Source organism: Paracoccus sp. SSK6, assembly GCF_039770665.1.
Lineage (GTDB): Bacteria > Pseudomonadota > Alphaproteobacteria > Rhodobacterales > Rhodobacteraceae > Paracoccus.
The window spans coordinates 103,732-117,738 of record NZ_JBDPNJ010000002.1 but is presented as its reverse complement, the minus strand read 5'-3'; the positions used below and the strand labels follow the sequence as shown (position 1 = coordinate 117,738).

The following is a 14,007-nucleotide window of genomic DNA, read 5'->3' as shown; positions in this document are numbered from 1 at the left end:
TGCACGAAATCGGTGCCACACTTGCCCCAAAAACAAGGGGAGGAACGGGAATGAAGATCGGCTGCCCGAAGGAGATCAAGCCGCAGGAATTCCGCGTCGGCCTGACGCCCGCCGCCGTGACCGAGGCGGTCGCGCGCGGCCATGGCGTTCTGGTGGAAACCGGCGCGGGGCTTGGCGCAGGCTTCACGGACCAGGACTATGCCGAGGCCGGGGCCAGCATCGCGCCGGATGCGAAGTCCGTATTCGACGCGGCCGAGATGATCGTGAAGGTCAAGGAACCGCAACCCGCCGAACGGGCGATGCTGCGGGACGGGCAGGTGCTGTTCACCTATCTGCACCTGGCCCCCGACCCCGACCAGACGCGCGATCTGCTGGGATCGGGCGTCACCGCCATCGCCTATGAAACTGTGACGGATGCGCGCGGCGGCCTGCCCCTGCTGGCGCCCATGTCCGAGGTGGCTGGGCGGCTGGCCCCGCAGGTCGGATCCTGGGCCCTGCAAAAGGCCAATGGCGGGCGCGGCGTGCTGCTGGGCGGCGTGCCGGGCGTGCGGCCCGCGAACGTGGTCATCATCGGCGGCGGCGTGGTGGGCACGGCGGCGGCGCGCGTGGCCGTGGGCATGGGCGCCAATGTCACGGTCACGGATCGGTCGGTGGCGCGGCTGTCATACCTGGACGACATCTTCATGGGGCGGCTGACCACGCAATATTCCAGCGCCGCCGCGACCGCCGACCTGATCCGCCGCGCCGACATGGTGATCGGCGCCGTGCTGATCCCCGGCGCGGCCGCGCCCAAGCTGGTGACGCGCGACCAACTATCCACCATGCAGCCCGGCGCGGTGCTGGTGGACGTGGCCATCGACCAGGGCGGCTGCTTCGAGACATCCCGCCCGACCACCCACCAGGATCCGATCTATGACGTGGACGGGATCGTGCATTACTGCGTGGCCAACATGCCCGGCGCGGTGGCGCGGACCTCGACCCAGGCGCTTGGCAATGCGACGCTGCCCTTCATGCTGGCGCTTGCGGACAAGGGCTGGCGCCAGGCGGTGCTGGAGGATCCGCATCTGCGGGCGGGCCTGTCCACGCATGGGGGCCGCCTGACCTCGCCCCCGGTGGGCGAGGCCCTGGGGCTGGAGGCGATCACGCCCGACCAGTTGCTGGCGGGATGACGGCACCGGCGCGGGCCATGCCGCGCCGGGTGGCGGTCAGGCCCGTGGCGCGGGACGGTCGGCCCAGACGGTGCGGTCGGCCAGCAGGTCGCGGATCTGGGCCAGCAGCTCCTCCTGCGTGGGGGCGGTCACGACGACCTCTTCCTCCTTGGGTTTCAGGGCGATGCGCTGCAGGCGGTTCACGGCCTTGACCAGCAGGAACACCGCCCAGGCGATGATCAGGAAGTTCAGCACCGCCATGGCGAAGGATCCATAGGCAAAGACCGCCGCGCCGGAATCGCGCGCGGCCGCCAGGCTTGCGCCTTCGGGGACGTTGCCGGACAGGACGAAATACTTGTTCGTGAAATCGACCCCCCCGGTCAGCAGGCCCAGGATCGGGTTGATGAGATCGGCCACCACGGAATTCACGATCGCCGTGAAGGCCGCGCCGATGATGATGCCGACGGCAAGGTCGATGACATTGCCGCGGGCGATGAATTCCCTGAACTCTCTGATCATGGGCAGTATTCCCCTAGGACACGCGCTGTCTGGACGCGGGGAAAGCATGAAGCGGGGTTCAACAAAAAGCAATTCCCCGGCGACCGGACCGGACCCGAGCGGCTGATTTGGCCCGCCTGATCGGCAAGCGGGCCACAGTGGGAACACAGGGACAGGGCGTCGGTCAGGTCGTCAGTTCGCCTCGGCCAGCTTGCCTTCGATGATGCCCTTCATGTCCTCCCAGGGCTGGTTCATCACCTTCTCGCCGCCGATGATGAAGGTCGGCGTCGCCTCGATCTTGTCGGCGGTGGCGTTCTTCTGGAAGGTCGCGATCAGCTGTTCGGCCTTGGCGGTGTCTTCCCAGCAGGCGTTCATCTGGTCTTCCGTCATGCCGGCCTTCAGGCCGATCTTGCGCAGGTTCGCGGCGATCTCCTCGCCCGTGCCGCCGGCCAGCCAGGTCTTCTGTTCGTCGAACAGCATGTCGGACACGGCATAGAATTTCTCGTCCCCCCCGCAGCGGGCCAGCACGCCCGCCCAGAGGCCCGGCTGGTCGAAGTAGACGTCGCGCTGGATGAACTTCACCTTGCCGGTATCGACATATTCGGCCTTCAGCTTCGGCCAGTTCTCGGCATGGAAATTGGCGCAATGCCCGCAAGTGAAGCTGGCATATTCGATGATGGTCAGCGGCGCGTCGGCGGCGCCCTGCGCGATGTCGGGCAGCGTTTCCGCCTGCGCGGGGGCAGTCTGCTGGGCCATCGCGGCGGGGACGGCAAGGGCAAGCGCCACGGCGGCTGCGGCAAGGCGGGTCAGCATGGAAAATCCTTTCGCTGGGACAAGTGTCGTTTGGTTGCGATGTTCAGCGCCAGCAGGGCCATCGCCTCGGCCAGCGTGGGATCCTGGAACTGGCGGGCGATCCGGTCGGCCTGTTCGCGGCTGACGGGATCGGGGGGCGCGGCCTTGGGGGGGATGGCGGCAAAGACCGCCTGCCCTTCCGCGAAGCCGCTGGCGGCGGTCTGGGTCAGCGTGATCCGCTGCACCGCGTTATAGCCATAGCAGGCGTTCACCCGTTCGCGCAGTTGCGGCAGCTGCATTTCCACCAGCGGGGCGACCGGGCCGGTGGTCAGCAGGGTCAGGGTGGCGCCAAAGCCGCCGCGCGTATGGCTGATGCGCACGGGGCGGGTCATGGCGGCCAGCCGGGGGCCCGCGATTTCCGGCCAATGGGTCAGCAGCCGGGCCACGGCGAATCCCCGCCCCTCGGCCGCCTTCTGCACCCGGTCGGCCAGAAGGGTCGCGGCCTGCTGGAAGCCGCGCCTGCGGCGGGCCATGGGGTTGCGCGGGGGGTCGGGCGGTCTTGCCATCTTTGCCGGGTGCCCAGTCTTTGCCTGATGCGGTGTCACCCCCATATCCTTACCAGACGCATTCCCGGATGAAAGCCGGGCAAAGGAACAAGGGACTGATAATTGCGTGACACCAAGGTGATCGCCCCGCAACTGCTGGACTGGTACGACCGCCATGCCCGCGTCCTGCCCTGGCGCGTGCCGCCCGGCGGCGGCCAGGCCGACCCATACCGCGTCTGGCTGTCCGAGGTGATGCTGCAACAGACCACCGTCGCGGCGGTGAAGGCCTATTTCGAACGCTTCACGGCACTGTGGCCGACGGTCGAGGCGCTGGCGTTAGCGGACGACGCGCAGGTGATGGCCGAATGGGCGGGACTTGGCTATTACGCCCGCGCCCGCAACCTGCTGGCCTGCGCCCGCGCCGTCGCCGCGGCAGGCGGGCTTCCGACGACGCGCGAAGGCTTGCGGGAATTGCCGGGGATCGGCGCCTATACCTCGGCTGCCATTGCGGCGATTGCCTATGACGCGCCGGAAACGGTGGTGGACGGAAACGTGGAACGCGTGGTGGCGCGGCTGTTTGCCGTGGAAACGCCACTGCCCGCCGCGAAGCCCGAACTGGTGGCCTTGGCGGAGACCCTGACGCCGCGCTCGCGCCCCGGCGATTACGCGCAGGCGATGATGGATCTGGGCGCCACCATATGCACGCCCCGCAGCCCGGTCTGCGGCATCTGCCCGGTGATCCACGATTGCGAGGCCCGCGCCCAAGGCATCGCCGCCAATCTGCCCCGCAAGGCGCCGAAGGCGGCAAAACCCGACCGCAGCGGCATCGCCTGGGTCGCCCTTCACGGCGATTCGCTTGTTCTGGAGGAACGCCCCGCCAAGGGCCTGCTTGGCGGCACGCTGGCCTTCCCCTCGGCCCATTGGGACGGGCGCGACCTGCCGCCGCCGGGTGCTGCGGAGTGGCGGGAAATCGGCCATGTCCGCCATGTCTTCACCCATTTCAACCTGTCCCTGCAGGTGATGGTCGGCAATCTGGACGCGGCCCCGGATCGTGGCCGTCTTGTCCCCCTGCGGCAGATCGACCGGGACGCCCTGCCCGGCCTGATGCGCAAGGTCTGGGATATGGCGCGGGCGGAACTCGCCGCGTAATATCGCGCGCATGAGCGATTCAACCGCAGGCAGATTGCCCCCCGCAGCGCCCTTCTGGATGTCCCTGGTCATGCTGCCGCTGGTCGCGCTGGCGGCAGCCAGGGGCGGATGGTGGTGGATGCTGCTGCCCGCCTATGCCTGGTATCTGACGACCGCCCTTGACGGCGTGCTGGGGCTCAACGAGGCGAACCCCGATCCGCAGACCGAGACGCGCGCCCTGTTCTGGCATCGCGCTGTCACCGTCGTCTGGTTCCCGCTGCAATTCGCCGCGATCTTTGGCGGCATCTGGTATGCGACGCATACAGGCCATCTGTCGGGGCTGGAAAAGCTGGGCCTGTTCTTCGGCATCGGCGTGCTGTCCGGCACCATCGGCATGGTCTATGCCCATGAGTTGCTGCACCAGAAGACGCCTGTTGAACGCTGGATGGGCGACCTGCTGCTGGCCTCGACCCTTTATTCGCATTTCAGGACCGAGCATCTGCTGGTCCATCACGCCTGGGTATCGCCCCCCCGCGACGCGGTTTCGGCGCGCTATAACGAGGGGTTCTATCGGTTTTTCTGGCGGGTGCTGACGCAGGGTCCGATCAGCGCATGGCGCGCGGAAACGCGCCTGCTGGCACGGGCGGGCCGCAGCCCATGGGACCGGCGCAACCCGTTTTGGCGATACCTGGCGCTGCAAGGGGGGATGGTCCTGCTGGCCTTGGCCCTGGGCGGCGTGCAGGGGCTGCTGCTGTTCGTCTTCCAGGCCTTCATCGCCATCTGGCAGCTGGAACTGACGAACTATGTCGAACACTACGGCTTGAGCCGGAAGCACCTGGGCGATGGCCGCTATGAACATATCCTGCCGCGCCATAGCTGGAACGCGAGCCATACGGCCTCGAACTGGCTGCTGATCAACCTGCAGCGCCATTCGGACCACCACTACAAGCCCGACCGGCGCTTTCCCCTGTTGCAGACCTATGGCGAGGATCAGGCGCCGCAACTGCCCTTCGGCTATCCGGCGATGACCTTCGTGGCGATGGTCCCGCCCTGGTGGCGGCGGCGGATGAACCCGCGCGTCCGCGCTTGGCGCAGGCAGTTCTATCCCGAGGTGACGGATTGGGGGCCCTATAACCGGGGCGAGCTGCCGATGCCCAGGAACGCGCTCTAGGGGACGACCACCCGCGTTCCCGGTTTCGCATGGGCCGCGATCCAGATCAGATGCGGCCTTGCAAAGGCAATGCAGCCTTCAGTCCCATATCCCGGCCGACGCCACTGGTGCAGGAAGATCGCCGATCCCCGGCCCGGCACCGCATCGGGCCAGTTCCAGTTCGTGGTCAGGACCAGGTCATAAAGCGGATCGGCACGGCGCAGCCGTTCATGGCTGGCGGCCAGAGGCGCGCGGGCATGATGGTTATACCACGGATGCTCCGGCGCATCGCACCACAGGTCGCCCGGCCCGATAGGCCGCGCCCAGGGCGCAGGCCGCGCCAGCCGGTCGGGGCGATACCACAACCCGGTGATCCGCATCACCCCTGCGGGCGTAGCCTTGTCGCCCTCCCGCTTGTCCCGTGTCACCCCGCGCTTGCCGATGCTGCAAGGGAAGACCCGCCCGCGAAAGCGCACCCCCTGCGGCGTCAGGACCAGATCGTCCGGCGTCACAGCAGATGCCCCGACTTTTCGGCCTTGGTGTCCAGATAGGTCTCGTTGAAGCGGTTGCGGCCCACGACCAGCGGCACGCGCTCGGTCACGGTGATGCCGTGGCCTTCCAGCATCGCCATCTTGCGCGGGTTGTTGGTCATCAGCCGCGCCTGCGAAAACCCCATCCGCCGCAGCAGCGCCGCGCCGATGCGGAAATCGCGCTCGTCATCCTCGAAGCCCAGGCGGTGATTGGCCTGCACGGTGTCGAACCCCTGATTCTGAAGCGCATAGGCCCGCATCTTGTTGGCCAGCCCGATCCCCCGCCCTTCCTGGTTCAGATACAGCAGCACCCCCTGCCCCGCCTGCCCCATGGCCGTAAGCGCGGCGTGCAGTTGGGGACCGCAGTCGCATTTGAGGCTGCCCAGCACGTCGCCGGTGAAGCAGGCCGAATGCAGCCGTGCCAGCACGGGCGCGTCGCGGGGGGGATCGCCGATCTCGATGGCGTAATGCTCGGCCCCGCCGTCGTCGGGGCGGAAGATGTGCAGGCGCGACCGTTCGGCCGCGATCAGCGGCAGGTTGGCGGCGGCGACCGGGGCCATCGCCGCCTCATGCGCCAGCCGCGCCAGCAGGGGGCCGGGCGCAAGCTGCGTCAGACCGGGCAAGGCCTCGGTTGCGACCACCAGCACGGCGGGCAGAAGCTGCGCCGCCTTCGCCAGCGCCAGTCCGGCCAGATGCGGCGTGGCGTCCCCCTCGCGTTCCGTGAAAAGCGGCCCCTTCATCGGCGTCATCAGGTCGCCCGAAGGATCCGCCAGCGCCCGCAGCCAGGCGTGGTTCGCATCCGGGGGCACGATCACGCGGGCCAGCCCGTCGTCATAAGCCCGCGCCTTCAGCGTCTCGGCCCGGCGCTCGGTCAGCGCCAGCACGGGCCGGCCAAGCGCGCGGATGGCCTCCAGCCGGGCCGGGGCCAGCGTTTCCACCGCCGCGACCAGATGGTTGCCGATCATCACCGGCAGCCCCATGCGCAGGTCGCTGCGCGCGCGCGACACGGTCTCGGCCAGGGTGGGGATCAGGCTCATCGGCGTCCAAGGGTCCGGCAGTATGAAACAATCTGAAACATAAGCGCCTTTCCCGACAACTCCATGTGAGATTTCCGACATGATGCTGGACGGAACCGCGCGCCTTGCCCACCTACTCGCGCAACAAGCGATGGGAGGCAACATGCCCGGACTGAAAAAGATCCTGCTGGTCGATGACGAGGAAGACCTGCGCGAGGCCTTGGCCGAACAGCTGATCGCCACCGACGACTTCGACGTGACCGAGGCGGGCACCGGCGCCGCCGCCGTGGATGCCGCCAAGGGCGCGATCTTCGACCTGGTGATCCTGGACGTGGGCCTGCCCGATACCGACGGGCGCGAATTGTGCAAGAAGCTGCGCAAGCTGAACGTGAAATGCCCCATCGTCATGCTGACCGGCCATGACACCGATGCCGACACGATCCTGGGTCTGGACGCGGGCGCCAACGACTATATCACCAAGCCCTTCAAGTTCCCGGTCCTGCTGGCCCGCCTGCGCGCGCAGCTGCGCACGCATGAACAGTCCGAGGACGCGATCTTCCAGCTTGGGCCCTATACCTTCAAGCCTGCGATGAAGATGCTGATCGACGGCAAGGACCGCAAGATCCGCCTGACCGAGAAGGAAACCAACATCCTGAAGTTCCTGTACCGCGCGCAGGACGGGGTGGTCGCCCGCGACGTTCTGCTGCACGAGGTCTGGGGATACAATGCGGGCGTGACGACGCATACGCTGGAAACCCACATCTATCGCCTGCGCCAGAAGATCGAACCCGATCCTAGCAATGCGCGCCTGCTGGTGACCGAATCCGGAGGCTATCGGCTGGTGGTCTGACCATCCGGGCGGCACAGGCGAAGGCCCGGCCATGCCGGGCCTTCCTGTTGCTGTCCGCCTTGCGGGACAAAGCCACCGCTGCGACTGCAACGGGCCCAACCCTGTCGATTGCCTGCCCAGGCGCGGGCAGCCGCCATTTCCTGCGCGTGCGGCACGCGTGCAGGATCGCTTCCTTGCTGGCCTTCGGGGACGGCTCCTGCTAGGAGGCGCTTTCCGATTTTCAGCACTGACCCGAAAGAACCAGCACGGCGGCGGCCGTGACAGGCTTTCATTCTTGCGACCAAGGTGGCGAAGATGAACAAGCCTTTTGTTTCGTTGCGCCCGGAAATCACCCGGATGCACGCACAGATCCTGATGGACTGGCTGGAAGATGAACGCGTGACCCGCTACCTGAGCGATTCAGGCAATGTGTCCCGGTTCATCGCACAGGCCGTCGATCGGATCCAGATGCCGATCCTGACACATCTGTTCAATCAGGGCGGCCGCTTCTTCATGGTTTACGACCGGAACGACATGCCGGTCGGCTTCGTGCGCCTGGTCAAGACAGGCACTGATTGTGAAATAGTCCTGGTCATCGGCGACCATGACAACTGGGGCCGCAGGCTTGGCGCAAGCACCATCCGCGAAGGCTTGAAGCTTGCCTTCCTCGACATGCGGGCCGACAGCGTCATCGCCAGGATTCACCCCGACAACACCCGCTCGATGAAGGGGTTCGAGCGCTGCGGCTTTCGTCTGGAACGCGAGACACCGACGCTCCATTCCCTGTCCATGACATCTGGCCGGTATCTCGAACTGCTGCGCGACGGCGCAATGGCAGATTCCACCGAGATTTACGTCACAGAACTGGACAAAGCCCGGCTTCAAAGCCTGATAGATTTCGAAGAAGGAACTGCAATCGTCGAACTTGAACACGAGATCGAGCGGGCCATCGTCGTTGACCCTCGGGAGGTCGCGGGCGATGTCGTGACAATGAATTCCAGGGTCGTGCTGCACCTGGACGACGAACAAAGGGAAGTGGCTCTGGTCTATCCGCAAGACGCCGACGAACGTTCGGGGAAACTTTCGGTCCTTTCCGATGTCGGCACGGCGATCCTGGGCTATCAGGAAGGCGACGCCATCGATTGGGTGGTCAGGGATCGCACGCGCCGCATTCGGATCGAGAAGGTGATCTACCAGCCGGAGTCCTTCGGCGATCTTCATCTTTAGCCGCCCTGATGGGAAACACGTCAATCGCCACGACACCCCGGATAGCCGGTCCCATTCTCGGCAAGGCTTGCCCCGCAAGCGACCATGGAAGGCCCAGGGCCGGGGCTGAGATCGAGACGGGAAAGCGGTGGATGGGACCGCAGGCAGGGATCGGGAAAAAAGTCGGCTTACCGGCGGTCAGGCTTGCTGCGAATGACCGGATAGGCGCAGTCGATCTGCTTCTGGAACCTTCCGTGCGGGGAATGAGTTATCCGTCCGAAGCCCAGTGGCCGGCGGATGCGGTCACATCTCTCTCCCTCTCTCTCCTCTGATGCCCCGGCGTTCCCGCGCCGGGGCTTCCCTTTTCATCCCCGGCCATGAGGCGCGGTCCAGTCCGCGTCCGGGCCGATGGGGATGATCCGGTGCGGGTTCACCATGTCGTGGCTGAAGTAGTAATGCCGCGTGAAATGGTCGGGCCGCACCGTCCCGGCCACGCCGGGCATCTGGTACAACTCGCGCGCCCATCCCCACAGATTCGGATAATCGACGATCCGGCGGCGGTTGCATTTGAAATGGGTGTGATAAACCGCGTCAAAGCGGACGATGGTGGTGAACAGGCGCCAATCGGCCTCGGTCAGCCGCTCGCCCGCCAGATAGCGGTTCCGGGCCAGCACCCCCTCGATCCAGTCCAGGCTGTCGAACAGCGGATGGACGGCCTTGTCGTAAGCCTCCTGGCTGGTGGCGAAGCCCGCCTTGTAGACGCCGTTGTTCACCGTGTCATAGATGCGGTCGTTCAGATGCCCGATACCCTCGCGCAGATCCGCAGGCCAATAGTCGTCGCCGTTGCCGGTGATGCCGTCGAAGGCGGAATTGAACATGCGGATGATGTCGCTGCTTTCGTTGGACACGATCCGGTTCGTGTCCCGGTCCCACAGCACCGGCACGGTCACCCGCCCCGAGGCCTTGGGATCGGCCCGCAGGTAAAGCTTGTAAAGGTAAGGCTCGCCGAACAGCTGGTCGCCGGTGGCGCCGTCGAAATCGGTGCGGAATTCCCAGCCGTTCCACAGCATGTCGGGATGGACGACCGAGACATCGATGTGATCCGCCAGCCCCTTCAGCGCCCGGAAGATCAGCGTCCGATGCGCCCAGGGACAGGCATAGGAGACATACAGATGGTATCGCCCGCTTTCCGCCCTGAAGCCGCCCTCGCCCGTCGGGCCGGGGCTGCCGTCGGCGGTCACCCAGTTGCGGTGTTTCGCCGTGTCGCGGACGAATTCGCCGCCGCTTGCATCCGTGTCATACCATTCGTCCTTCCAGACGCCCTCGACCAGTTGGCCCATGTCTCGCACTCCTGCTGAATCATGGGCCAACGGATGGCGGCGGCGTCCAGTTTCAGGCGATGGCCTGGTCGCGCGTTTCCGTCTTCACCAGCAGCAGCGCCAAGGCGCCCAGCAGCAGCAGCGCGGCAAAGACGCCAATGGCGAAGCCGAAGCCCCTGGCAAAGACGAAGGCCAGCAGGCTGGGCGCCAGGATCCCGCCCAGCCGCGCGATGGCGCTGGCGGTGCCCATGCCGGTGCCGCGCAGATGGGTCGGGTAAAGCTCGGGCGTGAAGGCGTAAAGTGCCCCCCAGGTGCCCAGCAGCGCAAAGCTCATTAGGATCAGCGCGCCCGCGACCATGGCGGTGCCGCTGGCCACGGTGAACAGCGCGCAGCCTGCGGCGCTGAGCAGCAGGAAACCCAGAAGCGTGGCACGGCGGCCCAGGGCCTCGACCCCCCAGGCGGCAAGCGCATAACCCGGCACCTGCGCCAGAGCGAGGAACACCAGAAAGCCGTAGCCTTTCACGAAGCCGAAACCCTCGGTCGCAAGCTGGTTCGGCACCCAGACGAAGACGCCGTAATAGGACAGCGAGACCAGGAACCACACCGCCAGCACACCGATGGTCCGCGCCCTGAGCAGGTCCGAGAAGATCGAGGCCTCTGCCCCGGTCGGCACCGGCGCCGGGATCAGTTGGGCATCGGCAGGCAGCGGCTGCATCCCGTTCGTGACCAGCACCCGGTCGATCACGGCCTTGGCCCCGGCCCTATCGCCCTTGCGGATCAGGTACATGGGCGATTCCGGCACCCACAGCCGCAGGAAGATGCCGATCAGCGCCGGGACCGCCGCGACCGCAAAGATCCACCGCCAAGGCGCGACCGCCCCCTGCGCGACCGCGATCCAGACGGTCAGGGCCACGACGATGGTGCCGATGGCCCAGAAGCCTTCCAGCCAGACCAGCCAGCGGCCCCGGTTCCGGGGCGGCAGGAACTCGGCCATCATCGCATAATCCACCGGCAGCGTGCCGCCCACGGCCACGCCCGTCAGGAAGCGCAGCACCAGAAGCAGCGTGAAGTCCTGCGCAAAGACCGAAGCGAGGCCGAAGATCGCATCCATCCCCACCGTCAGCACCAGGATGTTGCGGCGCCCGATCCGGTCGGCGATCCGGCCAAAGGCGAAGGCGCCCAGGAACATGCCCGCAAAGAACACCGTGCCGATCTGGAAGGCGGTCACGCGCTCGACCCCGAAGGTGGCGGCGACCGAGGGCGCGGCAAAGCCCACGGCGATCACCTGCATGGCGTCCGCCGCCCAGACCAGCCCGAAGATCCCGAGTAACCGCCACTGGAACCGCCCGGCCCCGCCGCGCGCCAATGCCTCGTCCACCGTCAACTGCATAGTGCCTCCCTTGGCTTGCCGGGCATTGCTTAGCGGCAGTTTCCCCGATCACCAAGCAGCGATTGATGTTTCAGGAAATTTTCCTTCCCTTGCGTCAACTCGACTTTCGCAAGCCGGCCCGCTAGGGTCCGCCCGCCAAAGGAGACTGCCCATGTTCACCATCGCCACCTGGAACATCAACTCGGTCCGCCTGCGCGAGGGGTTGGTCGCCCGCTTCCTGCGCGAGGAAGCCCCGGACGTGCTGTGCCTGCAGGAATGCAAGTCGCCGGTCGAGAAGATCCCGCTCGACCAGTTCCGGGCGCTTGGCTACACCCATATCGTGGCGCGCGGGCAGAAGGGCTATAACGGCGTGGCGATCCTGTCGCGCCTGCCGCTGGAGGATGCGGGCGACCGCGACTATGCCAGTCTCGGCCATGCCCGCCATGTCGCGGCGCGGCTGGAAAACGGCGTGACGATCCACAACATGTACGTGCCCGCGGGCGGTGACGTTCCCGACCGCACGGTGAACGAGAAGTTCGGCCAGAAGCTGGATTTCGTGGCCGAGATGCGCGATGTGTTCCACGCCGACAACCCGAAAAAGTCGATCCTGGTGGGCGACCTGAACATCGCCCCGCGCGAGGACGACGTCTGGTCGCACAAGCAGATGCTGAAGATCGTCAGCCACACGCCCGTCGAGGTCGATCACCTGCTGGCCGCGCAGGACGCGGGCAAATGGGTGGACGTGACGCGCCAGGACATCCCGTCCGGCCTGCTTTATTCCTGGTGGAGCTATCGCGCCAAGGACTGGCACACCGCCGACAAGGGTCGCCGTCTGGACCATATCTGGGCCACCACTGATATCGCCAATGCCGGCCATGCCAGCCGCGTCCTGCGCCCCTGCCGGGGGTGGGAGCAGCCCAGCGACCATGTGCCGGTGCTGGCAAGCTTCGACCTGTAACGCCTTGGCCTGAAGGGAAGCGCCCGGAGGAGGAGCGGGCAGGCCCGGATGGGAAGATGCCCTGCCGAAGGCGCCGGATCTGCGCCCCGCTGGCACGCTTCCCTGCGACCGGCTATATCCGTCCCATGACCATCTGGAACATCCATCTTCTGAATGCGCGCCATGACCTGACGCCTGTCCTGTCCGAAATCCGGCAGGCCGGCCGCGAGGCGGTGGCGCGGGCATCGGATCATGCCGACCTGCCGGATTTCGACCTGGTCCTTCGCGCGCAATCCGACCGCTCTGCCGACGGGGCCGTGCAGGGCCAGGCCCCCGCGCCCGGCGTGATCGAGATCGCGCTGACGCCGGACCGCTTCGATCCCGCCCATCTCACCCGCGCCCTGGTCCGCCAGATCGCGCATCTGGTCCGCTGGGAGGGGCCGGGCTATGGCAGATCGCTGGGCGAGGCCCTGGTCAGCGAGGGGCTTGCCGGGCATTTCGTGCTGCAGGTGATGGGCGGGCCGCCGGATGCCATCGACACCGTCAGGCCTGCGCAGGGAGCCACGCGGCTGGCCATGAACGAATGGGCGCGGCGCGATTACGACCATCCCCGCTGGTTCGGGGGCAAGGGCGACCTGCGCAGGGGAACGGGCAACAGCCTGGGCCATCGGCTGATCGCCGAGCATCTGGCCCAAAGCCCCGGCGGTTCGGCGGCTTCGCTGGCCACTGCCCCGGCCGAGCCGTTCCGCCAGGCCCTGCGGCGGATCGCGGCCGCCGAAGGTCAGGCCGAACCGGATCCGGCGCCGTCAGAGGGTTGACGGGCGGGGGCTGCGGCCCAGGGCCATCCAGGCACCCATGACCAGACCGGCCAGGGTGCCGCCCAGATGCGCCTCCCAAGCGATCGACGGCATCAGGACCGTCAGGGCGACGTTCAGCACCACCATCATCGCAACGCCGCGCCACAACTGCCCCAAGGGACGGCGGCGGCGCCAGCCGGTCACGGCGGCAAAGCCGATCAGCGCACCCGCCAGCCCGAAGATCGCGCCCGAGGCCCCGACCATGGGTCCGGCCGTCGGCGCCATCAGCGCGAACATCAAGGCCGCCGCCACCTGGCTGACCAGGTAAACCGCCGCCATGCGCATGGCCCCGATTATCTGCCCCAGCTCGCGCGCAAGGGCTGCGAGCGACAGCATGTTCATGCCCAGGTGCAGCAGGCCGCCATGCAGGAAGCCATAGGTCAGGAACATCAGGGCAGGCTGGCCGGGATAAAGGCCGCGCCAGGCATGGACCTGTTCCGACCAGAAGCCGAACAGCCCGTTCACGACCTGCCGGACCGGGATGCCCAGCCGCTGAGACGTGAAATAGGGCAGGAAACCCTCCCGTTGCGCGACATAGACGGTGAACCGCAGGCCCGCCAGATCGCAGAGCGTCAGCACCGCCTCGATCAGGCAGCACAGCGCGATGACCGCCAGCACCCAGCGGGGCAAGGCAGGGCGGTGAGTGCCGCGGCGCAGGGCGAAGGGACCAGGGCCCGCCACCC

At 66.9% G+C, this 14,007-nt stretch carries 15 protein-coding genes; 7 read left to right on the top strand and 8 right to left on the bottom strand.

The genetic code is table 11. From position 1 onward, the window contains the following. Positions 1-50: 50 nt before the first annotated feature. Positions 51-1,169: an alanine dehydrogenase gene (ald, locus tag AAIL68_RS02340; protein WP_347137888.1), complete on the top strand. Its 1,119-nt coding sequence runs from the start codon at positions 51-53 to the stop codon at positions 1,167-1,169. Between the two features lie 36 nt (positions 1,170-1,205). Here ald and mscL read toward each other — a convergent pair whose 3' ends face one another. From mscL to AAIL68_RS02325, 3 genes are all read right to left on the bottom strand, one after another. Next, on the bottom strand, positions 1,206-1,667 hold the full coding sequence (gene mscL, locus AAIL68_RS02335) for a large conductance mechanosensitive channel protein MscL (protein WP_347137887.1): 462 nt from the start codon (positions 1,665-1,667) through the stop codon (positions 1,206-1,208). Positions 1,668-1,838: 171 nt separating this feature from the next. After that, positions 1,839-2,459, bottom strand: coding sequence for a DsbA family protein (locus AAIL68_RS02330; protein WP_347137886.1), 621 nt, complete (start codon positions 2,457-2,459; stop codon positions 1,839-1,841). Continuing rightward, positions 2,453-3,004 (bottom strand): DUF721 domain-containing protein, encoded by a 552-nt coding sequence (locus tag AAIL68_RS02325; RefSeq protein WP_347137885.1) that lies wholly within the window; start codon positions 3,002-3,004, stop codon positions 2,453-2,455. Before AAIL68_RS02325 ends, AAIL68_RS02330 begins: the two co-directional genes overlap by 7 nt. Before the next feature lie 102 nt (positions 3,005-3,106). On the opposite strand from AAIL68_RS02325, the gene AAIL68_RS02320 reads away from it, so the two are divergent. Together AAIL68_RS02320 and AAIL68_RS02315 are read left to right on the top strand one after the other, a co-directional pair. Further along, on the top strand, positions 3,107-4,132 hold the full coding sequence (locus AAIL68_RS02320) for an A/G-specific adenine glycosylase (RefSeq protein WP_347137884.1): 1,026 nt from the start codon (positions 3,107-3,109) through the stop codon (positions 4,130-4,132). 10 nt (positions 4,133-4,142) lie between these two features. Then, complete coding sequence (locus AAIL68_RS02315) at positions 4,143-5,282, top strand: alkane 1-monooxygenase (RefSeq protein WP_347137883.1); 1,140 nt, start codon at positions 4,143-4,145, stop codon at positions 5,280-5,282. Here AAIL68_RS02315 and AAIL68_RS02310 read toward each other — a convergent pair. Together AAIL68_RS02310 and ribA are read right to left on the bottom strand one after the other, a co-directional pair. Continuing rightward, positions 5,279-5,773, bottom strand: coding sequence for a L,D-transpeptidase family protein (locus AAIL68_RS02310; RefSeq protein WP_347137882.1), 495 nt, complete (start codon positions 5,771-5,773; stop codon positions 5,279-5,281). The genes AAIL68_RS02315 and AAIL68_RS02310 overlap by 4 nt on opposite strands. Beyond that, complete coding sequence (gene ribA, locus AAIL68_RS02305; RefSeq protein ID WP_347137881.1) at positions 5,770-6,828, bottom strand: GTP cyclohydrolase II; 1,059 nt, start codon at positions 6,826-6,828, stop codon at positions 5,770-5,772. The genes AAIL68_RS02310 and ribA overlap by 4 nt, the downstream gene beginning before the upstream one ends. 142 nt (positions 6,829-6,970) lie before the next feature. On the opposite strand from ribA, the gene AAIL68_RS02300 reads away from it, so the two are divergent. Next, the gene (locus AAIL68_RS02300) at positions 6,971-7,657 is read left to right on the top strand and encodes a response regulator transcription factor (protein WP_347137880.1); all 687 of its coding nucleotides are present in this window, start codon (positions 6,971-6,973) and stop codon (positions 7,655-7,657) included. Positions 7,658-7,951: 294 nt separating this feature from the next. Further along, positions 7,952-8,863: a GNAT family N-acetyltransferase gene (locus tag AAIL68_RS02295; RefSeq protein ID WP_347138036.1), complete on the top strand. Its 912-nt coding sequence runs from the start codon at positions 7,952-7,954 to the stop codon at positions 8,861-8,863. Positions 8,864-9,207: 344 nt separating this feature from the next. Here the strand turns inward: AAIL68_RS02295 and AAIL68_RS02290 are convergent, their stop codons facing one another. Together AAIL68_RS02290 and AAIL68_RS02285 are read right to left on the bottom strand one after the other, a co-directional pair. After that, positions 9,208-10,182 carry a glutathione S-transferase family protein gene (locus AAIL68_RS02290; RefSeq protein ID WP_347137879.1) on the bottom strand — a complete coding sequence of 325 codons (975 nt, stop codon included), beginning with the start codon at positions 10,180-10,182 and terminating at the stop codon, positions 9,208-9,210. Between the two features lie 52 nt (positions 10,183-10,234). Next, positions 10,235-11,551, bottom strand: a complete 1,317-nt coding sequence (locus AAIL68_RS02285; RefSeq protein WP_347137878.1) for an MFS transporter — start codon at positions 11,549-11,551, stop codon at positions 10,235-10,237. Positions 11,552-11,702: 151 nt separating this feature from the next. Here AAIL68_RS02285 and AAIL68_RS02280 point away from each other — a divergent pair, with 151 nt between their 5' ends. Together AAIL68_RS02280 and AAIL68_RS02275 are read left to right on the top strand one after the other, a co-directional pair. Next, complete coding sequence (locus AAIL68_RS02280; protein WP_347137877.1) at positions 11,703-12,488, top strand: exodeoxyribonuclease III; 786 nt, start codon at positions 11,703-11,705, stop codon at positions 12,486-12,488. 125 nt (positions 12,489-12,613) lie between these two features. Next, entirely contained in the window at positions 12,614-13,285 is a 672-nt protein-coding gene (locus AAIL68_RS02275; RefSeq protein ID WP_347137876.1) for a DUF2268 domain-containing putative Zn-dependent protease, read from the top strand. Here the strand turns inward: AAIL68_RS02275 and AAIL68_RS02270 are convergent. Continuing rightward, positions 13,274-14,005 (bottom strand): rhomboid family intramembrane serine protease, encoded by a 732-nt coding sequence (locus AAIL68_RS02270; RefSeq protein ID WP_347137875.1) that lies wholly within the window; start codon positions 14,003-14,005, stop codon positions 13,274-13,276. The genes AAIL68_RS02275 and AAIL68_RS02270 overlap by 12 nt on opposite strands. Positions 14,006-14,007 lie beyond the last annotated feature (2 nt).